Origin of the sequence: Microbacterium daqui (assembly GCF_050408675.1) — a bacterium.
In the GTDB taxonomy this organism is placed as follows: domain Bacteria; phylum Actinomycetota; class Actinomycetes; order Actinomycetales; family Microbacteriaceae; genus Microbacterium.
Map to the genome: position 1 here is coordinate 199,250 of NZ_JBNTKF010000002.1, position 25,262 is coordinate 224,511.

Genomic DNA, 25,262 nt, shown 5'->3' on the forward strand with positions numbered 1-25,262 from the left:
CCATTTGCTGGCGCTGACGCATGGCCAGCGGCTCAGAACGCAACGGTTAGGATAGAAGACATGGCTGCCCCGAAACTCGCCACCTTTCCGGCGATCCGCGGTGCACTGAAGTTCTATCAGATCGCGTCCATCGTCACGGGTGTGTTTCTGCTTTTGCTGTGCGCCGAGATGATCCTCAAGTACACGCCCATCCACCTCGAGCTTTTCCTCGGTGGCAAGGGCGGTTTCCTGTGGCTCGCGCCGGTTGTGGAGACGGCCACCGGCCTGGAGTCCACGGGCGACGGTATCAACCTGTCGCTCGTCATCCTTGTCGTGCACGGCTGGTTCTACGTCGTGTACCTTTTCGCATGCTTCCGCGTGTGGAGCATGATGCGTTGGGGCTTCCCGCGCTTCCTGCTGCTCGCTCTCGGTGGCATTGTTCCGCTCTTGAGCTTCTTCCTCGAAGTTCGCACCGCCCGCGACGTGCGCGCCTACCTGGCGCAGCGTGAAGCGGAGGCGGCAGAATCAGATCCAACTCCTCAGCCAATAACGGAGGCAAAGTGACCGAGACCCCTGAGACCGTGCAGCGCCCGGTCCTGGTCGTCGACTTCGGTGCCCAGTACGCGCAGTTGATTGCGCGACGGGTCCGCGAGGCGGGTGTCTACAGCGAGATCGTGCCTCACACGGCAACGGCTGCTGACATTCAGGCCAAGAACCCGGTTGGGCTCATCCTGTCGGGTGGCCCGTCGTCGGTATACGAAGATGGCGCCCCGCGCCTTGACCCGGCTGTCTTTGACCTGGGCGTTCCGACGCTCGGTATTTGCTACGGCTTCCAGATTATGGCCCAGACGCTGGGTGGCGAGGTCGCAGCGACCGGTCTACGCGAATACGGTGCAACCAACGCTGTCACGTCTACCGACTCGGTGCTGCTTGACGGTATCCCCGCCGAGCAGAACGTCTGGATGAGCCACGGTGACTCGGTTGCCAAGGCTCCTGAAGGCTTCACCGTCAACGCCTCGACCGCCGGCGCTCCTGTCGCCGCGTTCAGCAACGATGAGCGCAAGTTCTACGGTGTGCAGTGGCACCCCGAGGTGAAGCACTCCGCGCACGGTCAGAAGGTCATCGAGAACTTCCTGCACCGCGCAGCGGGTCTCGCTAACGACTGGAACAGCGGCAACGTCATCGCTGAGCAGGTTGACCGCATTCGTGCGCAGGTCGGCAACGCTCGCGTGCTGTCGGCGCTGTCGGGTGGCGTTGACTCGGCTGTTTCGACCGCCCTGGTTCACAAGGCCGTCGGCGACCAGCTCGTCGCCGTCTTCGTTGACCACGGCCTCCTCCGCAAGGGCGAGCGCGAACAGGTGGAGAAGGACTACGTCGCTTCCACCGGTGTGCGCCTGGTCACGGTTGACGCTCGTCAGCAGTTCCTCGACGCTCTCGCCGGTGTCACCGACCCCGAGACCAAGCGCAAGATCATTGGTCGCGAGTTCATCCGCTCGTTCGAAGCCGTGCAGCGTCAGCTCGTTGACGAGGCGAAAGAAGCGGGCGAGCCGATCAAGTTCCTCGTGCAGGGCACGCTGTACCCCGACGTTGTTGAGTCGGGCGGCGGCGCTGGCACCGCGAACATCAAGAGCCACCACAACGTGGGTGGCCTGCCCGAAGACATGCAGTTCGAGCTCGTTGAGCCGCTGCGCACGCTGTTTAAAGACGAAGTGCGTCAGATCGGTCGCGACCTGGGTCTGCCCGAGGTTATCGTCGCACGTCAGCCGTTCCCCGGCCCGGGGCTCGGTATCCGCATCATCGGTGAGGTCACGCAAGACCGCCTCGACCTGCTCCGCGACGCTGACGCGATTGCTCGCGAAGAGCTGACCGCTGCTGGTCTCGACAACGAGATCTGGCAGTGCCCGGTTGTGCTTCTCGCCGACGTTCGCTCGGTGGGCGTGCAGGGCGACGGCCGCACGTACGGCCACCCGATCGTGTTGCGCCCGGTCTCGAGCGAAGACGCGATGACGGCCGACTGGTCAAGGCTCCCGTACGACGTGCTGTCGAAGATCTCGAACCGCATCACGAACGAAGTGCGCGACGTCAACCGCGTCGTGCTCGACGTGACCTCGAAGCCCCCGGGAACCATCGAGTGGGAGTAATTTTTGCGAAGCGCGGCGTCTCATGACTTCGGCGCCGTGCTTCGTGCTGGCCTCCAGACTGATCCCGGATCAGGATGGGGGCTTTGCTCGTGCCGTCATGCGCCGAGCATTCGATCTTCATGCCGAGGGCCTGCCGGTCACCATCCTCACGGTTGACCCGGCAGCCACGGCCGACCACGAAGCGCATCGCGCCGAGTGGGCACGTCGCGGTGAGCTCCACGACGTCGCGCACATGCGCAACCTCTACGACGACCTGCGGGCTGACGCTTCGTGGCTGCGGAGCGCGGCGAACGGAACCACGATGCCGGCGGGCGTGGAGTACAACCACGTGGTCGACGGCACTGGTCAGCGGCTCCTGTCGCTGCCGATTATCACGGGCGACCCGCGCTGGCACACCAGCGACGCACCCGTCATCGTCTACGACGAGGCGGGGGAGCCGCTCGGCAGTGTTCCCGGCTTCGGCGGCCTGTATCGCGCGTGGCTCAGCCACGTGGTTCCGTTCAACGGCGTGGTTATCGTCGAAGCCCGCCAGCTCGGTGACCTGCTGGCGTCTTGGGAGTCGCCCGCGCGGTTGGTCCACACGATCCACACGAACCATCTCGAAGCGCCCTACACGCCCGATGCGCCGATCAACGCGCTGTGGGCGGGGTGGTTTGAGGTTGCCGCCGCGTTTGATGCGGTGGCCTGGCCGACCGAAGCGCAGGCGCATGATGTGCGGGCGCGGTTCGGTGCGGGGCGCGCTGACGTGGTGGCCCCTAACGGCGTCGACATGGGGGTGGCCGCCGGTGCGACGGGCAGCCGTCGTGCGGTCATGGTTAATCGGCTCGCGCCCGGTAAGCGCATTGACCACGCGATTCGTGCGTGGGCTGACGTGGTGCGCGTCGTGCCCGACGCCACGCTCGACATTTACGGTGAGGGGCCCGAGCGTGAGCGGCTGGCGGCCCTTATCGGTGAGCTGGGGCTGGACGCGGCGGTGACCCTACGGGGCCACGTTTCTGACGTCGCCGAGTGCTACCGTGATGCGGCCTTCTTGCTGCTCACGACCGCGTACGAGGGGCAGGGGCTCGTCGTAGGTGAAGCGCTCGGAACCGGCACCCCGGTCATTAGCTACGACGTCGCCTACGGGCCGCGCGATGTGCTGAGTCGCGGCGGCGGCATCCTCGTGCCAAGCGGTGACGAGACGGCGCTTCTGCGGGCGATTCTCACGCTCATGCAAGACGATGAGCTGCACGCACGTCTGGTCTCTGAAGCGCCGACCGCGGCGCAGGTGGTCGAGCGCTCGGTCGTCAGCCGCCGTTGGGCCGACCTCGTGCGCTCGGTCGCCGGCCACCCCACCCGCCGCCCTGCCGCCCGCTGACGCCGGCGCTCAGCAGTCTCTGAAACGACGAAAGGGCCGCCCGGAGGCGACCCTTTCGTGACAGTGGTGCTTAGTCGTTTCCGCGCAGGATAGCGATGAGGCGAAGGATCTCGACGTAGAGCCAGACAACCGTCACCATGATGCCGAAGGCGCCCATCCAGCCGTACTGGCGGGGTGCACCGTTGCGGACACCCTGCTGGATGCCATCGAAGTCAAGAACCAGCGAGTATGCCGCCATCAGCACGACGAAGATGCCGATGATGACACCGAGCGGAATGCCAGCGATCTCCATGCCACGCATGCCCCAGGGGTTGTTGATGGCGCCGGTCCACATGAGAACCAGGTTAAGCAGCGAGAAGACGAGGTAGCCGATCATCGCGATCATGAAGATCTTGGTGACCTTCTTCGACGCGCGGATCTTGCCGCTCGCAAACAGTGCCAGGGTTACACCGACGACCGAGAGGGTCGCAAGCGTTGCTTGCACAATAATGCCGGGGTAGATGGCTTCGAAGTAGGCCGAAATGCCACCGATGAAGAGACCTTCAAGCGCGGCGTACGCAAAAATCAGGCCGGGACGAATCTTCTTGCGCGACGTGAAGATGATCACCATCGACAGCACGAAGCCACCGAGGGCGCCGATGATCCACGGAACAAGTGTGACGTTGCCGGTGAAGTATGCCTGGCGAGCGTCGAACGAGCCCTGCAGCGTCCACACCCAACCGACGAGGGCGGTGACCAGCAGGATGCCAAACAGGCCCGCCGTCTTCATGACGGTGTCTTCGACGGTCATGCGGTCAGTCTCAAGCGCGCCAGCGGCAGGAGCGGCGTACATGCCCTCCATCTGCGACTGGTAGGCAGCCTGCTGAGCAGCGTGCTGAGCCGACGACCACTGGGCCTGGTTCTGAGCCTGCTGCGGGTTCTGAGCGCTCGGCGGCGTCAGCGGCTGACCGTACTGGTTCTGACCGTACGGGTTCTGCTGTGTCGGGCTCGGTGCGCCCTGAGGGGCGTAGCCGGGGTAGGTCTGCGCGGCGCGCGAGTCCTGAGAGAACGCGTCGCTGTTGAAGACGGGGTTTCTGAGGGCCATGGTGTGACTCACGCTCCGTAACTCTGGTGCACAGCATTTGCTGTTTCCAACAGACTAGTGGTCGAATCCTATGGATTCACGTGGTTTCGGCAACTTCTCGGTAATCGTTCGCTCTCAGCGACTATGCTTCACAGGTGCCTCGCCCCACCCCGCTCGTTATCGGTCACCGGGGCTCTCCCGGTTATCGTCCGGAGCACACGCGCTCCTCGTACGACCTCGCGCTCGCGATGGGAGTCGACGCGGTTGAGCCCGACCTCGTCATGACAAAAGACGGCGTCATCGTGGTGCGGCATGAGAATGAGATTTCCGGAACCACGGATGTTGCGTTTCATCCGGAGTTCGCTGATCGTAAGACCACGAAGAACATCGATGGCCACGATCTCACCGGCTGGTTCACCGAGGACTTCACGTGGGATGAGTTGTCAACGCTAAAGTCACGCGAGCGGCTGCCGAATATTCGCCAGAACAGCGCGACGTTTGACGGTCAACAGGGCATTCTGCGCCTCAGCGACCTGCTTGAGCTCGTCGAGCGCGCCTCGCTTGAACAGGGCCGTCGCATCGGCGTCGTGCTGGAGATCAAGCACGCGACGTACTTTGAATCGATCGGTATGGCACACGCCGACCTGCTGCCCGCTGAGCTTCGTGCCGCGGGGTGGGATCAGGGCAAGCTGCCGATCTGGATCGAAAGCTTCGAGCAGACCGTTCTTACGCAGTTGCGTGACTCTGGCATCAAAGCGAACTACATCTACCTTCTTGAGCACAAGGGCACAGCCTTCGACCTCGTCACTCAGATGGGTGACCGTGCGATCGGATATGCCGCGCAGTTCAGCCCGCGCGGCCTCGACCGCCTCGCCAACGAAGTCGACGGCATCAGCGTCGACAAGCGCGTCATCTTGGCCCCCGACCGCCTCGGCCGCTCGGCCGGACCATCCAGCGTCGTCAGCGATGCTCATGCGCGAGGTTTGCAGGTGTTCACCTGGACAGTTCGGCCCGAAAACCAGTTTCTGATTCGCCAGTTTCGGTCGTCGTCCGACAAGGCAGCTTTTGGCCACTACGAAGCCGAATGGGCCATCGTGCGTGACTCGGGCGTTGACGGGGTGTTCGTCGACCACGCCGACCTGGGTGTGGCTTTCTTCCGTCGATAGACACGGACCCGCCCGCGCGCCCTCCGCCATCCAAAACGGAACCAAGGCATAAGACAAGCACAGCGGAACCACGGCAGAAACCACGCAGAGCGGAACCGCGGCATAAGAAAAGCGGGGGTGCGGTCCCGAACGCACCCCCGCTTGCGGCTCGCTAGGGGCGAGCCCGGCGCGCAGCGAAAGTCTTCTGCGCGTGCCTGACCAGCACGACGACGGCCGTGATCACGGCGAGCGCCGCGATCACGAGCACCACGTAGATGCCGAGTGTGAAGGGTGTGAAGGTCATGACCCAGGGAGTCAGCCCCTCGACACCGAAGCCCGAGACGAGGAACCAGATTCCGGTTCCGGCCATGCAGGCCAGGACGAGACCCCAAATGATGCCTGCCCATCGGGTGCGGGGCTCGGCGACACCGAGCGGAACCATGGGTGCGGGAGCACCGCCCTCGACGGGGGCTACGGGAGACGCATCGAGAACCTCGACCGTCGAATCAGTGGCCTCCACCGGCGCGGACGTGGTTGCAGGTGTCACGTGATCATTCATTTCTGCACCGTAATTTTCGGGTCGATATGGCTAGCGACGTCGGGGTTGTTCCAATCGGGCAGAACGACAATGTCTACCCATCCGCTGGTCTGCTCAAGCGTGATGCGCTGCGTCTCGGACTCCAGGTCAGCGCGGTAGGTTTCGATGCTGACGTCGTAGGTCTGTTGCCCGTCGCGCACCACGGGGACGAGGTCTTGACCGCCGTATTCGCCGTTCGCCTTTTCGATGGAGATACTGACGTTCGACCCCTCGCCGAGGGCGGCATCGAACTCTAAATCGGTGCCGGCTTCGACGTAGATCACCGTGTAGCCGTCGCCCTTGGTGATGGCCAACGGCTCGTGGGATCCGTTGAGAGGGTCGGTGTAGACGTACAGTGCCCCGAACGGCTGATCGACGCGAGCCATGTTCCCGGCAAAGACGCTGGCGCCGTCCCACACGAGGCTCCCGGGGCGGGTCGCTACCGTGGCGCCGCCGCCCACGGCGAGCGCCGTAACCGTCGCCAGGGCAAGGAATCCACTGCGACGCCGCATGGCCCCAGCGGCCACCATTCCCAGGGCAAGCACGATCGCGCCGCCAAACGCTCCCAAGCCGAGCGCCTCGGTGAAGCCACCGTCCATGTGCGTGAGGATGACAACGCAGGCCACAACGACGGCAGCGCCGACGACACCGAGGTTGTACCCCAGACTGGCGCGCGGGTTCGTCGCGCGGCGCTCAGCGCGGCGCGCGCTCAATTGCCGAAGGAAGGCGCCACGGGCAGCCGCGTGCTCTTGAGCCGCGCGCTCTTTGGCGGCCTGATCGTCTTGCTGCGACACGAGAAAGGCCTCGCGGTCACGTTGTGTTTGCGCATGCTGCTCTCGCCACTGCGCAAACTTATCGGGATCGGTCGGAGCCTCGTCGATGGGCGATGCCGGCTCTGCCGCGATGACGGTCTCATCGACGCCGGTGACCACTCCAGCGGGGGCAACCGGTGCGGTTGCCATCGAAGCCGCGGGAACGGTGCTCGAAGCCGCCGGCGCGGCAATGGAACGCCGGCGAGCGGCAGCGACGATCAGCACGGCGGCGACGATGGCGAGTGCGATGGCCCCGAGCGTCATCAAGATGGGGAGCACGGAGGTGGTCGTCCAGTCCCAGCCATACGCCGGATCCGAGTAGTACGTCACGCCGTCGGACGTACCAACGCTCACCACCATCGCCGGTTGGGTCAGGGCCTGCCAGGCGCGTGAAATCAGGGAAGTGAACGGAACCATGGCGAACAAGAAGGTGGCGACGATGCCGATCATTTGTGGCTGAAAGCGCCCGCGAAAGAGCTGCTGCAAGGCGATCGCATCGTTCTCATCGGGGAGCACCAGCCACAAGATTGCGTACAGCAACACCGCCGGAAAGCCTAGCAGGGTGATGGCGACGAGAATTCCGCGAATGAGCGCGGCGTCAATTCCCGTTCGTGTCGCGATGCCCGCGGCCACGCCACCCAACCAACCGCGGGTGCGCACGATGCCCGCCTCGCGGATCCAATCGAAAAATGCGTTCGGCCGATGCGTGGTCACCGAGGCACCGGGTGCGGAACCACCCGATGGTGGGACCGCAGCGGAAGGAGTCGGTGATGTCATGGTTCCACCCTGTCGCAGACGCGGAACCCGCGCTATCCGGGAGACCCCTGACGCATCCCTGGATTCATGCCAATTCCGTGTTCTGGCCTGTGGAGAGTGCTTGACTGGTAGGCATGACCACCCTTGCCATGCACTCGCGCCCCGCCCTGCGGCGCCCGCGTGCCAGTGTGGCAACGGGCATCTCGGCGGGTCTGGCCCGGCACTTGGGGTGGAGCGTCACGATCGTGCGGTTGGTGTTCGTGCTCAGCTCGCTTCTGGTTGGCGCCGGCCTCTTGCTCTATCTCTGGCTGTGGATCTTTGTTCCGCTCGATTCTGAACCACATGACCAGACGCCGACGCGATCTGCCCCGGTGGCCTGGATCAGTGTGGGTGTTGCGGGCGCGGCGATGGTCGTTGCCGGATGGTCGATCGTCTGGGGAACCGTCGGTTACACGTTCGCCGGGGCGCCCGACTGGGTCACAGCGAGCGTCGTTGCTCAGATTGGGTGCGTCGTGGCGGGACTGTGGGCGGGGTTCTTGGATGTAAACGACCCTGCGCGCGGTCCCCGGCACGTGCTCGCGGTGCGGGCTAGTGCCACCGGAATCCTGCTCGTCGTGATTGTCATGTACGGCTTTGACTTTGCGGCTCGCGGCTCGTCGGTGCTCGTCTTCATTGCGGCGATCTGTGCGGTGATCGCGCTCGCAGCGGTCTATGCGCCCGCACTCGTGCTGTCGTTGCGTGGCGCCACGCAGGAGCGCATTCGCCGCATTCGCGAAGAACAACGCAGTGAGATGGCCGCACACCTGCACGACTCTGTGCTGCAGACCCTCGCCCTCATCCAGAACCGCGCTGGTGCCTCGAGCGAAGCCGCACGTCTCGCCCGCGCTCAAGAACGCGAACTGCGCAGCTGGCTGTATGACGGCGACGACCCTGCCGACAGCGATCTGCCCACTGACCTGCGCGACTACGCTGCGGCGCTCGAGCTTGACTACCCCGTGGTGATTGACGTAGTCGCCGCTGGTGAATCCACTGAACGCGCGAGTGGTGAGGTCGCGGCGGCCGCACGCGAAGCGATTCTCAACGCGGCCCGCCACGCGCCCGGGCCGATCTCGGTCTACATCGAAGGCAGTGAACGGGCCGTCGACGTCTTCGTGCGCGACCGCGGCACCGGCTTCGATCTCGACGCCGTGCCCAGTGACCGCCTGGGCGTGCGCCAGTCCATTATTGGCCGCATGCGTCGAGCCGGGGGAGACGCCCGCATCATCCGCCGGCAAACCGGCACCGAAATTCACCTCACGCTGGACTACGCGCGAGCAGCCCTTCGAAGCCAGGAGATGTCATGACGAATCCGCTGCGCATTGTCATCGTTGATGACCACTCGATTTTCCGTTCCGGTCTGCGCGCCGACCTCGACGACACTGTTGACGTTGTTGGTGAAGCCGCCGACGTGCCGAGCGCCGTCGCCATGATTGCGGCAACAAAGCCCGACGTCGTGCTTTTGGACGTTCACCTTCCCGGCGCGGACGGAGAATTTGGTTCCGGCGGCGAAGCCGTTCTGCGCGAGGCTCTGCCACTCGCACCGGACACCCGCTATCTCGCGCTGAGCGTCTCTGACGCCGCCGAAGATGTCGTGCGGGTCATCCGCGCAGGTGCCCGCGGGTATATCACGAAGGGTGCGTCGGGAGCTGAAGTGAGCGCGGGAGTGCGCGCGGTTGCCGCAGGCGATGCTGTCTTCTCGCCGCGTCTCGCAGGCTTCGTACTTGACGCTTTTGGCGCGGTCACGGGTGAGATTGCCGCGCAGCCCGGCGAACTCGACCGCCTATCAGCGCGCGAGCAGGAGGTCATGCGGCTGATCGCCCGCGGCTACTCCTACAAGGAGGTCGCGGCCGACCTGTTTATCTCGGTCAAAACCGTCGAAACTCACGTTTCTGCCGTGTTGCGCAAGCTACAACTCTCGTCGCGCCATGAGCTCACGGCGTGGGCTTCGGCTCGTCGCCTGCTGTAGCGGGTGGGTGCTGGCGCTTCACGTGGCAATCGGGGTGCCGGAACCTCGCTAAGATTTGGTCATGACCCTGACCGATCAACGAGGACGACGCGCGATTATCATCGCCATCTCGTTGGCCGTCTTGGCGGGAGTCGCGGTCGTTCTTAGCGAAGCCTTGTTGCGGGTGAACGTCAATGCCGAGCTGGCGCCGGAGCGCGCCGCTCGCGAAGACCTCATGGCGTGGCTTGCCCGCATTCTCTTCGTGCTGGGTGCCGGTTGGCTCACGATCGGTATTTTTGCCGCACGCACAAGCCTCGTTCGCCGCCCAGGCGCAGCTGCGGCACGCGCCACGTGGTTGTCGTTTTCCCGGCCGTGGCGTGCTCGCGAATCGATGCTGGGGCTGCTCGCGCTTGACCGTTGGCTGCTCGTCATTATTCCTGCCGGTCTGCTCGTCGCCACCCACCTCATCATTGCGTCGTTTCTTTCTGTCATCCCCGTGCTCATTGCGAGCTCGGGGTGGTTTATTTTTGGCGCGATCATCATCGTCATGGTGTGGCCGCGTTCGTCGTGGCCAGTCATTTCAGCCGTCTCGGGCACCGCGGTGGTGTGGAGCCTGATCATGCTCTCCGGTGTGGTGTTTGCCGGCCCCGGATCATTCTGGCTGCTGCTGTGGAACGCCCCAGTCTTGCGTTTCATCGTGCTAACGCTCATGCTCGCCGTGCTCGCGTGGGCGTTGTTTGCCGCCGGTGGTGCGATCACGCCGCAGATTGGCCCGGTTGCTGCGATTGGTGCGGTGACGGCAAGTATTGGCGGAACCATTGCGCTGCTTTCGCTCGTGATGGCAGCTCTCGGGCCGGTGTGGCTGGGTGCGCAGTGGCAAGATGAAACCGTTGAGGTCGTCGTAGCCCCCTCTGGCGTCTGGATCAACTTCGCCGTCGGCGTCGTGCTTTTTGCGGGCGGCCTGGTGCTCACACTTGTCGTCCGCAGTCAGAAAGCGGCCCCGCGCTCGCGCTAGCGACGGCAATGTCAGAGCTCCGGCCTAAACTGGAAGCATCATGACCGAGTCTGTGCAGCCCATCATCGTCGGCCGTGGTGCCGAGCCCACTCCGGGTGCCGACCCGCTTCTTGACGGGCTCAATGCGCCGCAAGCGGAGGCAGTCACGTACCGCGGCCAGGCACTGCTCATTGTTGCCGGAGCGGGCTCCGGTAAGACGCGTGTGCTGACGCACCGTATTGCGTCGCTGTTGCGCTCCCGCGAGGCATGGCCGAGCCAGATTCTGGCGATCACGTTTACCAACAAAGCCGCGGCCGAAATGCGCGAGCGCGTTGGCCACATCGTCGGTGACGTGTCGAAGGGCATGTGGATTTCGACGTTCCACTCCGCGTGTGTGCGTATTCTGCGCCGTGAGGCGCAACAGTTCGGGTTCACCTCGTCGTTCACGATTTACGACTCAGGTGACTCACGCGCGTTACTGAAGCGCCTGGTGAAAGAACACGAGGCTGATGCCTATGGTCTGACGCCCGCCGCCGTGCAGTCGCGCATTTCGAAGCTCAAGAACGAACTCGAAGACGCTGATTCGTTTGTCCGCTCGGCGAACATGAACGACCCGGTGGAGCGTAAGTTCGCCGATGTCTTCCGTGACTACCAGCGGGCGCTGCAGAAGGCCAACGCGTTCGACTTCGACGATCTGATTGGTCAGACCGTCTATCTGTTCCGCGCCTTCCCGCACGTTGCTGATGTCTATCGCCGCCGGTTCCGTCACATCCTCGTTGACGAGTATCAAGACACCAACCATGCGCAATACTCGCTGATTCGCGAGCTCACCAAGCCCGTCGTGGGTGGCGCGGCCGAACCATATGCCGCTGGCGGCATGATGATTTTCGAGGCTGAGCAGGCGCCCGAGTTGGAGGGCGCATCGCTCACTGTCGTGGGTGACTCAGACCAGTCGATCTATGCGTTCCGTGGTGCTGATATTCGCAACATCAGCGAGTTCGAGCATGACTTCCCGGGCGCCAAGGTGGTGTTGCTTGAGCAGAACTACCGCTCAACGCAAAACATTCTGGGTGCGGCCAACGCCGTCATCAGCAACAACTTCGACCGCAAAGAGAAGAAGCTCTGGACTGACAGCGGCGACGGCGAAAAGATCGTTGGCTTCACCGGTTACTCGCAACACGACGAGGCTCAGTTCGTCGCTGATGAGATTGAGACGTTGCGCCGCGGTGGCATGCCGTATAGCGAGATGGCGGTGTTCTACCGCACGAACTCGCAGTCGCGCGCGCTCGAAGAAATCTTCATTCGCTCGGCGCTGCCCTACAAGATTATGGGCGGCACGAAGTTCTACGATCGCGCCGAGATTAAAGATGCGCTCGCGTATCTCGTCGCCGTCGTGAACCCGGCCGATGACCAGTCGGTGCGCCGCATTCTCAACAAGCCCAAGCGTGGCATTGGTGATGTCAGCGAGACGAACATCGCGGCGTATGCCGCCGAGCACGACATTTCGTTCCGTGATGCCCTGGCAAACTCTGAGTCTCTCGGCTTCGGACCGAAGATTCAAAACGCCATCGCACAGCTCGACGCGGTGCTGACCGAGGCGGCGAACATCATGGTTCCGCCCTCCGGTGAGATTCCGCCGTCGACCGCGGTGGCTGAGGGTCTTCAGGTCTTGCTCCAGAAGAGCGGGTACCTCGATGCGCTGCGCATGAGCAAAGATCCGCAAGACGAAGCACGCGTCGAAAACCTCGATGAGCTCGTTGCGGTGACACGTGAGTTTGCGCGCAACAACCCCGAAGGCACACTGAGCGACTTCCTCACCGAAGTGGCCCTGGTCTCTGACGCCGACGACCTCGACGATGAGTCGGGCGTCGTTTCGCTCATGACGATGCACACCGCAAAGGGTCTTGAGTTCGACGCCGTGTTCGTGACGGGTGTTGAAGAAGACCTCATTCCGCACCGCATTTCAGCGGCTGAGCCGGGTGGCCCGCAAGAAGAGCGACGCCTGTTCTACGTGGGTGTCACGCGTGCGCGCAAGCGGCTTTTCCTAACGCTTGCGATGACCCGTGCACAGTTCGGTGAGGTTTCGGTGGCGATGCCGAGTCGCTTCCTGCAGGAGATTCCGGCCGAGCTCATCGACTGGCGCCAATCGCCTGGCGACGTGAACTCCCGCGGTGGTACGCAGTCGCGAGCACTCAACGCGCGTCGCCCCAGCGGTGGGTTCGGCCCGAAGACGACGTCGCTGGAGAAGTTTCCCAACCGCATTCCGTCAAAGGTGCGCGACAACGGTGCGTTGGAGCTTGCTCCCGGCGACCGCATTCGGCATGACGACTTCGGTGAAGGTCGCGTCGACCTGGTCACCGGTGAGGGTGCCAAGCGCATCGTTCACGTGCGCTTTGACTCGGCGGGCGCGAAGAAGCTGCTGATCAAGATCGCACCCATCGAGAAGCTCTAGGCGCTCGGGGCTCCGCCACTGGTGTGCGGGCCGCCGGTGGCAGGAAAGCCCCCTGCGCCGGGAGGACCCCCGATTCCGGGTGGGCCTCCTGCGCCGGGAGGGTCCCCGGGACGACCGCGCTGCTGCATGGCGCGAATGTTCAACGTTTGGTGAGCGAGCCGGCGCAGCGCGAGAATGACCGGCTCATACATCGCGGTGCCCATCACCGCAAAGCCGATGATCTCTTGGAGATTCATACCCGCCAGCGGTTTGAGCTCGCGCTGAGCGATCGTCATGGCGATCTGCCCGTAGAACGCGATGTCTTCCGGGCCCCAGAACAGGTCGGCGTCTTTCACCGCCTGAATCGCACTGTTCAGTTGCTTCACGGCCGCCGAGCGGGTGTCGTAAATGTAGTCGAGCGCCTCGATGGCCTCACGCGCGAGCGGATACTCTCCGTCGGCAGAGTCGGCAACGTAAGGCGGGAGCGCGCCGATCGCGCGACTGAGTGACTCCGAGGGGTCGGGGAGTGGGGCATCGACGAGCCCCAGGATCTCCTTGACTCGAGCCATCGGGAGCGAGCGCACATCGGTGAGCGCGGAAATAAGTCGGATGCGTTTGACGTGCTCTTCGGAATACTCGGAGCGCGTCGCGCTCACCGTGACACCGCGCAGAAGCACGCCTTCGCGAAGGTAGAACTTGATCGTGGCAATTGACACGCCGGTGACTTCGGCGAGTGCGGAGATTTGCATCATGCTCCTCTCTCGCGATCATGCCGGGCCGATGACTGACGGAGTCAATCTTAAGGTCGTCTCGATGCACGCGCTAGATAGCGGTGGTATCTATTCGTATGTAAACTGAAAAGACACCGCCAGGGACGGTGACAATCGCATAGCGGGTCGTGACGTTTTCAGGGGGAATGCTCGGTGGGGAGCAGGCGTCACGCCAACAGCAGCGAAGATTCGCGTTTCGTTCGGTGACACGCGAAATCGTCTCGGAGTCGCAGGTTCGTCGGTATCTGGTGCGAATCCTGCGACTTCGGGCACGCATTGTTGCTTACTTGTCCGGTTCTGCGCCAAGCGCATTCTTTCTGCACGTTAGGCTGACTCAATGGCACTGTTTTCTCGCCGCAAGAATGACTCGTCCGATTTGACGCCCGCAGAGGGTCCGATTGCCGAGGGCACTGACGCCCCGGTCGATAACGAACCCCCCGCCGCGGAGGCTACCGAGGCCGCGGCTGAACCGCAGGCGCAAGCTGAAGCGGTTCCGCAGGTGAACATCAGCATGACCTCGTTCGGTGGTCTGGGATCCACGCCGACACCGGCACCGCCGGCAACATTGCGTCCCGAAAAGCCGGAAGATGTCGTGCTGCCGCTCGCTCCGAGCGACCCGCCGACCAACCTGGAGACGATCTCTGGCCTGCGCGACAACGCGGTGCTGCGTGATGCCCTGGCCGCGCTCGGCGAACAGCCGACCGGTGCTGAGCTCCTTGGCGTTACCCGTCAACTGCTACAGGGGCATGTGTATCTGCGCGTGCGCGGCGACGCTCGCGCCCAGATCGCAGCAGGGGAGTCGCTGCAGCTCGGCATCGTCAGCGACGGCGACCGCCAGTTCATGCTCGCGTACAGCTCCGGTCGCTCGCTGCGTGACGCGTTCCAGAAAGACAACGACGCCAACACCAGCGCGTTCGCTCAGCCCGCACACGCTGTCATCAACAACGTGTTGAAGGGCAACCTCGCCGGACTCATCCTCGACAACGACTCGGCTCCGGCACGTGCGGTCATTCCGACCGACGTGTTGACGCGCGCTATGTCGCAGGTCGAAGAAGAGATGAAGCTCAAGACGATCCTGTGCGAGCCGCGCGCAGAAGACACCAAGGAGAAGGTGCTTGCCGCTCTCCGGGACGCTCGCCTGTGGGTGGCCGTCGGTGTTGCCAGCGAAAAAGACGGCGAGAAGCAGTACGGCATTGCCGAGGCGCACACGCGGGACGGCCGTCGCCTCCTGCAGATCTTCACGCACCCGCTCGAGGTTGTTGCACTGCAGCGCCCGGAGCAGCCGATGCCGTTCGCGTTCGACAAACTGCAGAGCGCGTTCTCAGAGCACGGCAACCTGGCAGGTGTCGTGATTGACCCGGCTGGCCCGAGCATTCGCCTCACGCGCGATGAGCTCGCCGCCGTTCTCGCCGACGTGTAACTCCCTCGTCATCACACGAGAACTAAACCCCCTCGCGCTCAGCCGCGAGGGGGTTTAGTGTCGCCATATGGCGAGCGAACGAGTACTTCTGCAGGTGCCCGGCCCCGATGGCGACCGTGAAATCTCGCTGTCGAGCCCGAACCGCGTGGTCTTTCCGGCGGCAGGCGTCACCAAGCTCGAGCTCGCGGAGTACATGATCGCCGTCGCGCAACCGTTTCTCGCCGCGAACGGCAATCGGCCGGTATCGCTCGAACGATTTGGCGGTGACGTCACCGAAGACGGCTTCTTCTCAAAGAACCCGCCCAAGGGAACGCCTGACTACGTCGACAGCGTTGAGGTCACGTACAACTCGGGCCGCCACCACCCGCAAATCGTGCTGACTGAGGTTGCCGCGGCAGTCTGGGCCGTGCAAATGAACACCGTTGTGTTTCACCCCTGGGCGTCGCTCGCGGGCAACCCCGACAATCCGGTTGAATTGCGCATCGACTTTGACCCGCAACCCGGCACCGACCTCGCCGACGCGATCGTCGCCGCGCACGCGATGCGCGAGGTGCTCCGAGAAGCAGGGCTGACGAGCTTCATCAAAACCAGCGGTAACCGCGGGCTCCACCTCTTCGCGCCGATCGAACCAACCCACGAGTTTCTTGACGTGCGTCACGCTGTCATCGCAGCCTGCCGCGAACTCGAGCGACGACTGCCCGACCGCGTCACGACGAACTGGTGGAAAGAAGAGCGCGGCGAACGCATCTTTCTCGACTACAACCAGGCGAACCGAGACCGCACGATGGCCGGCGCCTACAGCGCGCGGCCACTGCCCACCGCGACCGTCTCAACACCCGTCACGTGGGACGAACTCGACACCGTGGTTCCGTCTGCCTTCACGGTGCGCACCATTCCCGACCGGCTGCTGACGCTCGGTGATCCGTGGGCGGGCTTCGCCGACAACCCCGGAACCATCACACACCTTCTCGAATGGTGGCAGCGCGACGTGGATAACGGGTTGGGCGAACTGCCGTTTCCGCCCGACTTTCCCAAAATGCCGGGCGAGCCGCCGCGGGTGCAGCCATCGCGCGCGAAAAAGGCCCCTGAGTAGTGTGACGCGCCGCCGCTGACACTGGCCGGGCGCACCCATCGCCGCGTACAGTGTGAGTCACTACACGAAAGGCACACCATGAGCATCGTGACGAATATTCAAGCTGGCGGTCTCGCTGTGACGGGCGCCGACCCGATGCCGTGGTGGTTGTGGGCAATCGCCGGTGCGCTGGTCGTGTTGGGCATTGCCTTCCTGTTGTCGCGCCGCCGCGGCTCCGATGACGGAGACGGCATGGCCGCACCCATCATCGCGACCGTTGATCCGTCTAACGGACAGGGCATCGGAACTACGACACCGATTCCGGTCGGAGTCACCGATGAGGAGGCGCTCGACCAGGTGTTCAAGCCCGCCGCTCCCACGCCCGAAGCGCCCGAGGATGCCGATGCTGATGCTCCCGAGGTGTCGCTCGCGCCCGAGGAAGAAGACGGTCCCGACGGTATCGCTGACCCCGACGCGCAGAAGTGACGCGCGCCACCTGCCCCTGCGACACCGGCCTGCCCTACGCAGAATGCTGTGAGCCATTCCATCTCGGCAACGCATTCCCCGCGACGCCGCTCGCGCTCATGCGATCGCGCTACTCGGCATTCGCGCGTCGCCTCGATGCTTACCTCATCGCGACCTGGCATCCTGGTACGATTCCGGGCGATGTGGTGACCGATGCCGCCACCCGCTGGACCGGCCTCGAGATCATCGACGCGCCAACGCCAGCTCCGCGCCGCGGCGTCGTGGAGTTCATCGCGCACTACCGCGAGGGCGGGCACGACGGCGAGTTACACGAACGCAGCCGCTTCGTCTTTCAATCTGACCGTTGGTGGTATCTCGACGGCGAGCACAACTAGCCCGCACAGCGCACGGAGCGGTGCCGGCCTGATGGCCAGCACCGCTCCCGCTTGTTTATGGATTAGCGCTTCGCCTTGCGGTACGCCGAGAAGGCGCCGAAGCCACCCGCAATCGCACCAAACAGCACGGCACCAATGGGCCAGATGATCCACGCGCGGTCCCATGCGTCACCGATCAATCCCCAGGCCAAGAACGCGGCAACCATGAGCGGCCAGTAGATCGCGGCGATCACACCCACGATGTTCGTACCTTCTTCGGCATCCTTGGTTCCGCCGCCGGCGAGCACATCGGCGGTCGCGGCCGCCCAGTTCGCAGGCAAGAAGATGAGCAGGCCAGCAGCCACCATGATGAGCGTGAGTGCGGGGCCGACACCTGACCATGCGTTGTCGGTGCCGCCCGACAGTGTCAGGCTGAAAATGATCGGCGGCAGGGCGGCAAGCACGAACAGCGCGGTAGCAATCTGCAGTCGCGTCGCACGGTGCCGCGCCTCAGACGATGCGAGCGAGCGTGCCCATAGTTCGACACCGGGGGAGCGGGTGAAGCTACCCGACGTGATTTGCGCGAACGGTGCCAGCTGCTGCGACCGGTTGACGAGCAGTAGTACACCGGCGAGCACCATGACAAACAGCACGGCGAGGCCGATGAGCGCCCCAATGTTCTCCGAGAAGGGCGTCCACGACGCCGCGCCCAGCGTCGAGAGTGACACCAGCAATGCGGGTGACGCTACGAGCAGCGCGACGGCGATTCCTTCCCTTCAAGGAAACGGTCGACGACAGATTTGGTGAGATTCCACTCCTCGATTTTCTGCTCGAGGTAGGTGTGACCTTCGTCGCTGATTTGGTAGTACGTGCGGGGCTTGCCGGATTCTGAGGTGCCGGGAAACGAGGTCACGAGGCCCGTCGTTTCCAGGCGCTTGACCGCGGAGTACAGCGTTGTTTGTTTAATCGTGTACGCGTCACCCGACACGGTACTGATCTGTTGAGCAAGCTCATACGCATACGACGGTTCGGTGCGTAGCAACGACAGGATCATGAGGTCGATGTAGCCGCGAATCGCGTCTGCACTGATCATTTTTGGTCCCTTCGTTCTGGTGATAGCGCCAAACGTACTACGTCAGACATAGTACGTCAATAGAATTATCGAAGACACGTAAAATCGTGGTGTGACCCCGCGCTTCAAACCCGTTTCCGTGCACGGCTCCGTGTGGGGCCTGCTGGCGTCCTACTGGTTCGCGCTCGCTGCGGTGGTCATCATCGTGATCGCCGTGGGGCGTACAAATCCGACTGCGGCGATGTGGGTGATTCTCGTGGCGCTCATCGCGCTCCTTGTCTCTTCGGCGTTTGCCACAGGTTCCGCCGTCATCGTCACCGAGCGCGCGATCACGGTGCGCCGCCGCTTGCGCGCCGAGTGGAGCATTCCGGCCGCTGACCTCACCACGATCGAAGAGCACATCCCGATGCGGCCCCGTGCCCGATCGCTCGCCGGCTGGGCGTTTCGTGCCGAAGGGCACCCCAAAGCGACGATCGAGATGGCCATGTTTGCGCCGCTCGATCGCCGCAAACTGCGCAACGTTTTTGCCGATGTGCTGGTCTCGCCTGATTTAGGACGGCCCACCGCGAACCGATGAGGCCGGTGCGCAACGTACCCTTGATATGTGGCCGTTGCGAAAGTTCTCCTCTACTACCAGTTCACCCCGATCGCTGACCCCGACGCCGTTCGGCTGTGGCAGCGCGATCTGTGTGAGCTGCTTGGGCTACGTGGGCGCATCCTGATTTCGAAGGATGGCATCAACGGAACCGTCGGTGGCGATATTGCCGCCGTCAAGAAGTACTGGCGCAAGACGCGCGATTACCCGGGTTTCAAAGACATCGACTTCAAGTGGTCAGAGGGTACCGGGCTTGATGAGAACGGTATGTCGCTCGACTTCCCGCGTCTGTCGGTCAAGGTGCGCGACGAGATCGTCAGCTTCGGCGCTCCCGGCGAACTGCAGGTTGACGAGAACGGGGTCGTCGGTGGCGGTGCCCACCTCACGCCCGGCGCACTACACAAGCTGGTTGCTGAGCGAGGTGACGACGTCGTTTTCTTCGACGGTCGCAACGCGTTTGAGGCTGAAATTGGCAAGTTCAAGAACGCCATCGTTCCTGACGTTGAGACCACGCGCGACTTTGTTGCCGAGCTTGACTCGGGCAAGTACGACGACCTCAAGGGCAAGCCCATCGTGACGTACTGCACCGGCGGTATTCGCTGTGAGGTGCTCTCGAGCCTCATGGTGTCGCGCGGTTTCGGTGAGGTTTACCAACTCGACGGCGGCATCGTTCGCTACGGCGAGAGCTTCGGAAACGCCGGTCTCTGGGAGGGCTCGCTCTACGTCTTCGACGGTCGCGAATCGGTGACGTTCGGGTCGAAGGCCGCGGTGATTTCGGAATGCTCGACGTGCGGTGCTGCTGAATCGCGCATGGTTAACTGTGCTGACGACGATTGCCGCAACCGTGTCGTGCAGTGCGAGTCATGTATGCAAGCCGGAACCGCGGCGCTGTGTGCGCGTCACGGCGAGACGGTCGCCGCGTAAATTCTTGCACCGTCGGGCGGCTCCCATATTCATTTGAATGGATTGGGAATACATGCGAGTGAATCGAGGTTGTCTTCTGTGTACGGAAGATCACTCGAAAGGATTCTCTTCGCATGACGATCAAGATCGGCCTCCTCGTTGGTAGCCTCGCTTCGGATTCCATCAACCGCCAGCTCGCTACGGCGCTGACCAAGCTTGCTCCGGCTGAGTTGGAGATTGTCGACATCGACTACTCGAAGCTCGCGCTGTACTCGCACGACGCTGACGCCGACTACCCGGCAGAAGCTGTCGAGTTCAAGGCCGCGCTGGCAGACGTTGACGGCCTGCTTGTCGTCACCCCGGAGTACAACCGTTCCATCCCCGGCCCGCTGAAGAACGCCCTCGACTGGGCAAGCCGTCCGTGGGGTCAGAACGTTGTTGCTGGTAAGCCGTCGGCCATGATCGGTGCATCGATCGGCGCTATTGGTACCGCCGTTGCCCAGGCTCACTTGCGCACCGTCCTGTCGTTCCTCGACTCGGCCGTCATGGCGCAGCCCGAGGGCTACTTGACGATCACGCCCGGCTTCTTCACCGCTGACGGTGAGATCGCGGACGACTCGACAGCCTCGTTCCTGCAGAGCTGGATGCAGGCGTTCGCGAAGCACATCGCGGCTCACGTTTCGGTATCGGCGAACTAACGCTCACGGGGCTGCCGCGACGATTATGCGGTAGCCCCGTTGTCTCCTGAGGAGTGAGATGGAAAACGCCGTTGACGTGGTGGTGATCGGCGCGGGCCAAGCGGGCCTGTCTGCCGGCTATCACCTGCAACGCCGCGGCTTTGTTCCGCTCACTCGGGCTGCGACGGGTGACAACACCTTTGTGATGCTCGACGGTGATGTAGCCCCCGGCGGCGCGTGGCAACACCGCTGGGCATCGCTCAAGATGGGTACCGTCAACGGCATCCATGAGTTGCCGGGCATGCCGGTTCCGCCGGCTGACCCCGTACTCGCCGCGCGCGACGTATTGCCGCCCTACTTTGCCGCGTACGAAGAGCAGTTTCAGCTCGACGTGCAGCGCCCCGTCACGGTCGTCAGCGTCACGCGCGAAGACGACAATCCCCACGGCCGCCTGATCGTCGATACCGGGGCCGACACCTACGCGGCGCGCTACGTGATCAACGCGACCGGTACGTGGAATCAGCCGTACCTCCCGTTCATCCCCGGTGCTCCGACCTACGCCGGTCGCCAGCTTCACGTGCACGACTATGTCTCCCGCGACGAGTTTGTCGGCAAGCGCGTCGCCATCGTCGGCGCGGGCGTCTCCGGTGTGCAGTTGCTTGACGAAATCGCCGATGTCGCCGCCGAGACCCTGTGGTTTACGCGGGCCGAGCCCGTCTGGCTGGACGAAAGCGCTTTTGACACCGCCACGCGCGTTGCCGCGATCGCAGGGGTTGAAGAACGCGTCCGCCAAGGCCGTGCCCCCGGCAGTGTCGTTTCCGTCACCGGCATGCTGTGGAGCCCGTGGGCACGCAGCGCCGAACGTAAAGGCGTACTCAACGCCCGCCCCATGTTCACCGCCATCGAACCACCCGGCGTGCGCACCCGCGATGGCGTGCTTGAACCGGTCGATGTGATTCTGTGGGCGACCGGGTTCCGCCCCGCCCTCGCGCACATCGCACCGCTCAAGCTCCGCACGCCCGAAGGCGGCATTCGCGTCGAGAATGGTCGCTCAACCGATGATCCCCGCCTCTTTCTCATCGACTACGGGCCGAGTCAATCAACGGTCGGCGCGAACCGCGCGGGCCGCGATGCCGTGCGGACGATCGTCGCCGAAGCAGCTAGCGTCGGCGCGACAGCGTAACCGTGAATTTCGGGGTGCGGCTCAACTGATCCGTCGGCCCCACGATGCGTTCGAGCGCCGTGCGGTGACGTAAATGCGAGTTGTACACGACCGCGAGTGACCCGCCCGGGCGCAGCATGCGCGCGGCCGAGCGGAACATCCGATGCGACATTTCCTCGTCGACGGCAGCGCCGTCATGAAATGGCGGATTGAACAGCACGAGGTCGACGGACCCGTCGGCAATACCAGCGCCAGCATCATCCTGCGTCACGGCCACGCGAGTGCCAACGCCCGCATTGTCCGCGGTCAACCGCGCCGACGACACCGCCGCCCACGAACGATCTGTCGCCGTTACGTGCGTCTCTCGCAACCGCAACGCGGCGCTGGTCGCCAGCACACCGGTTCCGCATCCCAAATCCACGATGTGGTCAACGGAACCACGGTGCGAAGCGAAGAGTGCGGGGAAAGTATCGAGCAGGGCGCGCGTGCCAATGTCGAGAGTGGCACCGGCGAAGGCGCCGCCGTGCGCGTAGACGGCGAAGGGGAGCGCATCGACTGACGCATGCCGCGGGTAGGGGAGTGCAGCGCCGGGTTTCGGGCTATGCCCGCGCAGGGCGCGTGACTTCTGTCTTCCGCGACTGGCAGAGACATCGCGGAACCACGACTCCAGTGCCGTATTCATGCCGCGACTCATGTGCTTGTCGCGGCCAGCGAGGGTCAGCACGCCGTCGGGTGCCATGCCGTGGGTGGCGAGGGAGACGATCTCGGTGAGCTCGGCGGTCGGCTTGGGGAGGAGCCCGACGACGAGATCGGCGGCTTCGAAGAGTTCGGTGCCGAGCGGGTGCCGCGTGAAGCCGGTGGCCGGGGCATCGACGCGGGTGAGGTCGTCGAACGCGCGCACGGTCGCCGCGGGGTAGCGCATGGCGACGGCCGCTGCCAGGTCATCAGGACCAATGACGGCGATCGTTGACGCCGTCGGGGTCAGTTCGAGCGCATCATCGAGGGCGAGAGCGGCGACCGGGGTGAGCGGCGGAACCGGCGAAAGCGACATGGTTCCATGCTGTCACGAATGGGGGCTCAGCCGAGCTGTGCTCCGACGCGGCGCGCGATTTCTGCCGCCGGCATCGAGCGCGGGAACACCGCAACAACGAGGTCGTCTGCCTGCGGGTTGGCATCGGCATCAAGCACGCCAAAACGCCGCATCGCGTTGTCGAGGTGTTGCCGCAACACCGACGGCGAAACCTTGTGGCCGCGCAGCATTTGGCGGAGCACGTGATTGTGTACCGCGGCGATCAGCGCCGAGTAGCTCACGGCGTCGACCGGATCAATCTCCGGCAGCTGTTCGCGCAAGTACTCGTCAAAGAGACGTTCGTAGCGGAACACCGCGACGATTTCGCGCTCGCGCAGTGCCGGAATCTGACGCACCAACTGGTAGCGGCGACGGGCCACATCGGCGTTGTCGCTGAAGTAGCGGAACACCAGCATCGCGCCGTCACACACCGTCGCCCACGGGTCGTCATGAGCCTGCGCGAGAAAGTCGCGCAGCACCGCAAGGAGTCGTTCGTGGTCGGCAAAGATCACGTCGTCTTTGCCGCCAAACTGACGGAAGAACGTGGAACGCGAGACGCCGGCGGCCTTCGCGATTTGCTCGACCGACGTCGCCTCAAAACCCTGCTCGGCAAACAGGTCGAGCGCGGCCGCAATTACACGCGTCGTTGCGGCCTGGGGATCGCGGTCGGTCATCGGCTCAGCATAGCGGTGGGCGTCTTAGCCCAGCAGGTTCTGCGCGCGAATCTCGTCGAGCATCGCGAGCGGAAGCGCGAAGGCGCCCTTGTCGAGGTTGACGAGCAGCGCGAGATCTTGATTCATGGCGTTGACGATCGCGCGACCCTTCATCGGCACGGCAAACTCGGCGACGTCGCGCGTCCGCTGCAGTGCGTATTCTGTGGCCGCGACCACGAGAAAGTCGGTGTCGTCGAAGTTGATCGTCACCGGGCTGATCTCACCGTCGGCCGGGTCGTCGGTCGACGGCACAAAGATCGTCGCGTTCAAGAACGTGTCGAGCAGGTCTTCGTGTGCGATGGTTCCGGCTTCGGCCTGGGCGACCAGAACGGCGAGGTCAGGAGCAGTTGCGTCAGTCATGATTTCCCAATTGTCCCATGCCTTCGCTCGTATGATTCCTCAGCTCTGCACCCATGGTTCCGGAATTCCGTGCTGATCACAAAGGAAGAAATTCGGGGCACTCAGAAAGGAGTAGTAGGCTTGATGACTGGTCGATATCTCGATATCGAGAGACTTTCATCAACCGCGCCCACGAAGGAAGCACAGTGGATCTGTACGAGTACCAGGCACGTGACCTTTTCGAGAAGTACGAGGTGCCGGTTCTCGCCGGTATCGTCGCGGAAACTCCCGAAGAGGCCAAGGCCGCCGCCGAGAAGATCGGTGGAGTTGTTGTTGTTAAGGCCCAGGTCAAGACCGGTGGTCGTGGCAAGGCTGGCGGCGTTAAGGTCGCCAAGACGCCGGAAGAGGCATACGAGGCAGCTCAGGCTATCCTCGGCCTCGACATTAAGGGCCACGTCGTCAAGCGCGTCATGGTCGCACAGGGTGCACGCATCGCGCAGGAGTTCTACTTCTCGGTGCTGCTTGACCGTGCAAACCGCTCCTACCTGAGCCTCTGCTCGGTTGAGGGTGGCATGGAGATCGAGGTTCTCGCAGTAGAGAAGCCCGAGGCTCTGGCACGCGTTGAGGTCAACCCGCTGCGCGGCATTGACAAGGAGAAGGCAGTCGAAATCGCGACCGCCGCAAACTTCCCCGCAGAGCTCATCGAGAAGGTCTCCGACGTTTTCGTCAAGCTCTACAACGTTTACAAGGGCGAAGACGCAACGCTTGTTGAGGTCAACCCGCTCGTGCTGACCGAAGAGGGCGACGTTATCGCGCTCGACGGTAAGGTCTCGCTTGACGAGAACGCGTCGGAGATCCGTCACCCCGAGCACGAAGAGCTCGAAGACAAGGACGCCGCTGACCCGCTCGAGGCGAAGGCAAAGGCTGCTGGCCTGAACTACGTCAAGCTTGATGGCGAAGTTGGCATCATCGGTAACGGTGCTGGTCTTGTCATGTCGACGCTTGACGTCGTTGCCTACGCCGGTGAGAACCACGGCAACGTCAAGCCCGCTAACTTCCTCGACATTGGTGGCGGAGCTTCCGCAACCATCATGGCGGCAGGCCTCGACGTCATCCTCGGCGACGAGCAGGTCAAGAGCGTTTTCGTCAACGTTTTCGGTGGCATCACGTCGTGTGTTGCTGTTGCCGACGGAATCGTCAAGGCTCTCGAAATTCTCGGCGAAGCCGCTTCGAAGCCGCTCGTTGTTCGCCTCGACGGCAACCAGGTTGAAGAGGGTCGCGCGATCCTCGCTGCAGCTAACCACCCGCTCGTTACCCTTGCCGCTGGCATGGATGAGGGCGCTGACAAGGCCGCGGCCCTCGCGAACGCCTGAGTCGGACTGAAGGAAAAAG

At 63.6% G+C, this 25,262-nt stretch carries 26 protein-coding genes; 17 read left to right on the top strand and 9 right to left on the bottom strand.

Annotated elements, in window-relative coordinates:
- The first annotated feature begins 60 nt into the window (after window positions 1–60).
- The 3 genes from ACQUSY_RS02245 to ACQUSY_RS02255 are packed head-to-tail and all read left to right on the top strand — an operon-like array spanning window position 61 to window position 3,477.
- Window positions 61–543 carry a DUF3817 domain-containing protein gene (locus ACQUSY_RS02245; RefSeq protein ID WP_428902888.1) on the top strand — a complete coding sequence of 161 codons (483 nt, stop codon included), beginning with the start codon at window positions 61–63 and terminating at the stop codon, window positions 541–543.
- The gene (guaA, locus tag ACQUSY_RS02250) at window positions 540–2,120 is read left to right on the top strand and encodes a glutamine-hydrolyzing GMP synthase (RefSeq protein ID WP_428902889.1); all 1,581 of its coding nucleotides are present in this window, start codon (window positions 540–542) and stop codon (window positions 2,118–2,120) included. Before ACQUSY_RS02245 ends, guaA begins: the two co-directional genes overlap by 4 nt.
- A gap of 22 nt (window positions 2,121–2,142) precedes the next feature.
- On the top strand, window positions 2,143–3,477 hold the full coding sequence (locus ACQUSY_RS02255; protein WP_428902890.1) for a glycosyltransferase: 1,335 nt from the start codon (window positions 2,143–2,145) through the stop codon (window positions 3,475–3,477).
- A 70-nt stretch (window positions 3,478–3,547) separates the two neighbouring features.
- Here ACQUSY_RS02255 and ACQUSY_RS02260 read toward each other — a convergent pair whose 3' ends face one another.
- On the bottom strand, window positions 3,548–4,561 hold the full coding sequence (locus ACQUSY_RS02260; protein WP_428902891.1) for a Bax inhibitor-1/YccA family protein: 1,014 nt from the start codon (window positions 4,559–4,561) through the stop codon (window positions 3,548–3,550).
- 134 nt (window positions 4,562–4,695) lie between these two features.
- Between ACQUSY_RS02260 and ACQUSY_RS02265 the strand changes: the two genes are divergently transcribed.
- Window positions 4,696–5,706, top strand: coding sequence for a glycerophosphodiester phosphodiesterase family protein (locus ACQUSY_RS02265; protein ID WP_428902892.1), 1,011 nt, complete (start codon window positions 4,696–4,698; stop codon window positions 5,704–5,706).
- A 151-nt stretch (window positions 5,707–5,857) separates the two neighbouring features.
- On the opposite strand, the gene ACQUSY_RS02270 is transcribed toward ACQUSY_RS02265, so the two are convergent.
- The gene (locus ACQUSY_RS02270) at window positions 5,858–6,244 is read right to left on the bottom strand and encodes a hypothetical protein (RefSeq protein WP_428902893.1); all 387 of its coding nucleotides are present in this window, start codon (window positions 6,242–6,244) and stop codon (window positions 5,858–5,860) included.
- Window positions 6,241–7,851, bottom strand: a complete 1,611-nt coding sequence (locus ACQUSY_RS02275) for a PspC domain-containing protein (RefSeq protein WP_428902894.1) — start codon at window positions 7,849–7,851, stop codon at window positions 6,241–6,243. The genes ACQUSY_RS02270 and ACQUSY_RS02275 overlap by 4 nt, the downstream gene beginning before the upstream one ends.
- 113 nt (window positions 7,852–7,964) lie before the next feature.
- Here ACQUSY_RS02275 and ACQUSY_RS02280 point away from each other — a divergent pair, with 113 nt between their 5' ends.
- From ACQUSY_RS02280 to ACQUSY_RS02295, 4 genes are all read left to right on the top strand, one after another.
- Window positions 7,965–9,173, top strand: coding sequence for an ATP-binding protein (locus ACQUSY_RS02280; protein WP_428902895.1), 1,209 nt, complete (start codon window positions 7,965–7,967; stop codon window positions 9,171–9,173).
- The gene (locus ACQUSY_RS02285; RefSeq protein ID WP_428902896.1) at window positions 9,170–9,835 is read left to right on the top strand and encodes a LuxR C-terminal-related transcriptional regulator; all 666 of its coding nucleotides are present in this window, start codon (window positions 9,170–9,172) and stop codon (window positions 9,833–9,835) included. Before ACQUSY_RS02280 ends, ACQUSY_RS02285 begins: the two co-directional genes overlap by 4 nt.
- Before the next feature lie 61 nt (window positions 9,836–9,896).
- Window positions 9,897–10,829 (top strand): hypothetical protein, encoded by a 933-nt coding sequence (locus ACQUSY_RS02290; protein WP_428902897.1) that lies wholly within the window; start codon window positions 9,897–9,899, stop codon window positions 10,827–10,829.
- 40 nt (window positions 10,830–10,869) lie between these two features.
- Window positions 10,870–13,260 carry an ATP-dependent helicase gene (locus ACQUSY_RS02295; protein ID WP_428902898.1) on the top strand — a complete coding sequence of 797 codons (2,391 nt, stop codon included), beginning with the start codon at window positions 10,870–10,872 and terminating at the stop codon, window positions 13,258–13,260.
- Here ACQUSY_RS02295 and ACQUSY_RS02300 read toward each other — a convergent pair.
- On the bottom strand, window positions 13,257–13,991 hold the full coding sequence (locus ACQUSY_RS02300; RefSeq protein ID WP_428902899.1) for a MerR family transcriptional regulator: 735 nt from the start codon (window positions 13,989–13,991) through the stop codon (window positions 13,257–13,259). The genes ACQUSY_RS02295 and ACQUSY_RS02300 overlap by 4 nt on opposite strands.
- A gap of 355 nt (window positions 13,992–14,346) precedes the next feature.
- Between ACQUSY_RS02300 and ACQUSY_RS02305 the strand changes: the two genes are divergently transcribed.
- From ACQUSY_RS02305 to ACQUSY_RS02320, 4 genes are all read left to right on the top strand, one after another.
- The gene (locus ACQUSY_RS02305; protein WP_428902900.1) at window positions 14,347–15,429 is read left to right on the top strand and encodes an SseB family protein; all 1,083 of its coding nucleotides are present in this window, start codon (window positions 14,347–14,349) and stop codon (window positions 15,427–15,429) included.
- 67 nt (window positions 15,430–15,496) lie between these two features.
- Window positions 15,497–16,522, top strand: a complete 1,026-nt coding sequence (gene ligD, locus ACQUSY_RS02310; RefSeq protein WP_428902901.1) for a non-homologous end-joining DNA ligase — start codon at window positions 15,497–15,499, stop codon at window positions 16,520–16,522.
- Between the two features lie 87 nt (window positions 16,523–16,609).
- On the top strand, window positions 16,610–16,987 hold the full coding sequence (locus tag ACQUSY_RS02315) for an LAVTG motif-containing sortase-dependent surface protein (protein ID WP_428902902.1): 378 nt from the start codon (window positions 16,610–16,612) through the stop codon (window positions 16,985–16,987).
- Entirely contained in the window at window positions 16,984–17,361 is a 378-nt protein-coding gene (locus ACQUSY_RS02320; protein WP_428902903.1) for a YchJ family protein, read from the top strand. The genes ACQUSY_RS02315 and ACQUSY_RS02320 overlap by 4 nt, the downstream gene beginning before the upstream one ends.
- A gap of 62 nt (window positions 17,362–17,423) precedes the next feature.
- Here the strand turns inward: ACQUSY_RS02320 and ACQUSY_RS02325 are convergent, their stop codons facing one another.
- Window positions 17,424–18,074 (bottom strand): hypothetical protein, encoded by a 651-nt coding sequence (locus ACQUSY_RS02325; protein WP_428902904.1) that lies wholly within the window; start codon window positions 18,072–18,074, stop codon window positions 17,424–17,426.
- 11 nt (window positions 18,075–18,085) lie between these two features.
- Window positions 18,086–18,433, bottom strand: a complete 348-nt coding sequence (locus ACQUSY_RS02330; protein ID WP_428902905.1) for a PadR family transcriptional regulator — start codon at window positions 18,431–18,433, stop codon at window positions 18,086–18,088.
- Between the two features lie 91 nt (window positions 18,434–18,524).
- On the opposite strand from ACQUSY_RS02330, the gene ACQUSY_RS02335 reads away from it, so the two are divergent.
- From ACQUSY_RS02335 to ACQUSY_RS02350, 4 genes are all read left to right on the top strand, one after another.
- A complete protein-coding gene (locus tag ACQUSY_RS02335) occupies window positions 18,525–18,989 on the top strand; it encodes a hypothetical protein (RefSeq protein ID WP_428902906.1) in 465 nt (154 codons plus the stop codon).
- A gap of 27 nt (window positions 18,990–19,016) precedes the next feature.
- Window positions 19,017–19,931 (top strand): oxygen-dependent tRNA uridine(34) hydroxylase TrhO, encoded by a 915-nt coding sequence (gene trhO, locus ACQUSY_RS02340; protein ID WP_428902907.1) that lies wholly within the window; start codon window positions 19,017–19,019, stop codon window positions 19,929–19,931.
- Window positions 19,932–20,044: 113 nt separating this feature from the next.
- On the top strand, window positions 20,045–20,608 hold the full coding sequence (locus tag ACQUSY_RS02345) for an NADPH-dependent FMN reductase (RefSeq protein ID WP_428902908.1): 564 nt from the start codon (window positions 20,045–20,047) through the stop codon (window positions 20,606–20,608).
- Between the two features lie 58 nt (window positions 20,609–20,666).
- Window positions 20,667–21,770, top strand: coding sequence for an NAD(P)-binding domain-containing protein (locus tag ACQUSY_RS02350; protein WP_428902909.1), 1,104 nt, complete (start codon window positions 20,667–20,669; stop codon window positions 21,768–21,770).
- Here the strand turns inward: ACQUSY_RS02350 and ACQUSY_RS02355 are convergent.
- From ACQUSY_RS02355 to ACQUSY_RS02365, 3 genes are read right to left on the bottom strand one after another with little or no spacing between them, the layout of a single operon-like run.
- Complete coding sequence (locus tag ACQUSY_RS02355; protein WP_428902910.1) at window positions 21,748–22,800, bottom strand: class I SAM-dependent methyltransferase; 1,053 nt, start codon at window positions 22,798–22,800, stop codon at window positions 21,748–21,750. The genes ACQUSY_RS02350 and ACQUSY_RS02355 overlap by 23 nt on opposite strands.
- A 26-nt stretch (window positions 22,801–22,826) precedes the next feature.
- Entirely contained in the window at window positions 22,827–23,492 is a 666-nt protein-coding gene (locus tag ACQUSY_RS02360; RefSeq protein WP_428902911.1) for a TetR/AcrR family transcriptional regulator, read from the bottom strand.
- Window positions 23,493–23,516: 24 nt separating this feature from the next.
- Window positions 23,517–23,891: an SseB family protein gene (locus tag ACQUSY_RS02365; protein ID WP_428902912.1), complete on the bottom strand. Its 375-nt coding sequence runs from the start codon at window positions 23,889–23,891 to the stop codon at window positions 23,517–23,519.
- A 185-nt stretch (window positions 23,892–24,076) separates the two neighbouring features.
- On the opposite strand from ACQUSY_RS02365, the gene sucC reads away from it, so the two are divergent.
- Window positions 24,077–25,243, top strand: a complete 1,167-nt coding sequence (gene sucC / locus ACQUSY_RS02370) for an ADP-forming succinate--CoA ligase subunit beta (protein ID WP_428902913.1) — start codon at window positions 24,077–24,079, stop codon at window positions 25,241–25,243.
- Window positions 25,244–25,262 lie beyond the last annotated feature (19 nt).

Coding starts and splice junctions, on each gene's coding strand:
- ACQUSY_RS02245 (WP_428902888.1), top strand. CDS start 61: ATGGCTGCCCCGAAACTCGCCACCTTTCCGGCGATCCGCGGTGCACTG.
- ACQUSY_RS02255 (WP_428902890.1), top strand. CDS start 2,143: ATGACTTCGGCGCCGTGCTTCGTGCTGGCCTCCAGACTGATCCCGGAT.
- ACQUSY_RS02260 (WP_428902891.1), bottom strand. CDS start 4,561: ATGGCCCTCAGAAACCCCGTCTTCAACAGCGACGCGTTCTCTCAGGAC.
- ACQUSY_RS02270 (WP_428902893.1), bottom strand. CDS start 6,244: ATGAATGATCACGTGACACCTGCAACCACGTCCGCGCCGGTGGAGGCC.
- ACQUSY_RS02275 (WP_428902894.1), bottom strand. CDS start 7,851: ATGACATCACCGACTCCTTCCGCTGCGGTCCCACCATCGGGTGGTTCC.
- ACQUSY_RS02280 (WP_428902895.1), top strand. CDS start 7,965: ATGACCACCCTTGCCATGCACTCGCGCCCCGCCCTGCGGCGCCCGCGT.
- ACQUSY_RS02285 (WP_428902896.1), top strand. CDS start 9,170: ATGACGAATCCGCTGCGCATTGTCATCGTTGATGACCACTCGATTTTC.
- ACQUSY_RS02290 (WP_428902897.1), top strand. CDS start 9,897: ATGACCCTGACCGATCAACGAGGACGACGCGCGATTATCATCGCCATC.
- ACQUSY_RS02295 (WP_428902898.1), top strand. CDS start 10,870: ATGACCGAGTCTGTGCAGCCCATCATCGTCGGCCGTGGTGCCGAGCCC.
- ACQUSY_RS02300 (WP_428902899.1), bottom strand. CDS start 13,991: ATGATGCAAATCTCCGCACTCGCCGAAGTCACCGGCGTGTCAATTGCC.
- ACQUSY_RS02305 (WP_428902900.1), top strand. CDS start 14,347: ATGGCACTGTTTTCTCGCCGCAAGAATGACTCGTCCGATTTGACGCCC.
- ligD (WP_428902901.1), top strand. CDS start 15,497: ATGGCGAGCGAACGAGTACTTCTGCAGGTGCCCGGCCCCGATGGCGAC.
- ACQUSY_RS02330 (WP_428902905.1), bottom strand. CDS start 18,433: ATGATCAGTGCAGACGCGATTCGCGGCTACATCGACCTCATGATCCTG.
- ACQUSY_RS02345 (WP_428902908.1), top strand. CDS start 20,045: ATGACGATCAAGATCGGCCTCCTCGTTGGTAGCCTCGCTTCGGATTCC.
- ACQUSY_RS02350 (WP_428902909.1), top strand. CDS start 20,667: ATGGAAAACGCCGTTGACGTGGTGGTGATCGGCGCGGGCCAAGCGGGC.
- ACQUSY_RS02355 (WP_428902910.1), bottom strand. CDS start 22,800: ATGTCGCTTTCGCCGGTTCCGCCGCTCACCCCGGTCGCCGCTCTCGCC.
- ACQUSY_RS02360 (WP_428902911.1), bottom strand. CDS start 23,492: ATGACCGACCGCGATCCCCAGGCCGCAACGACGCGTGTAATTGCGGCC.
- ACQUSY_RS02365 (WP_428902912.1), bottom strand. CDS start 23,891: ATGACTGACGCAACTGCTCCTGACCTCGCCGTTCTGGTCGCCCAGGCC.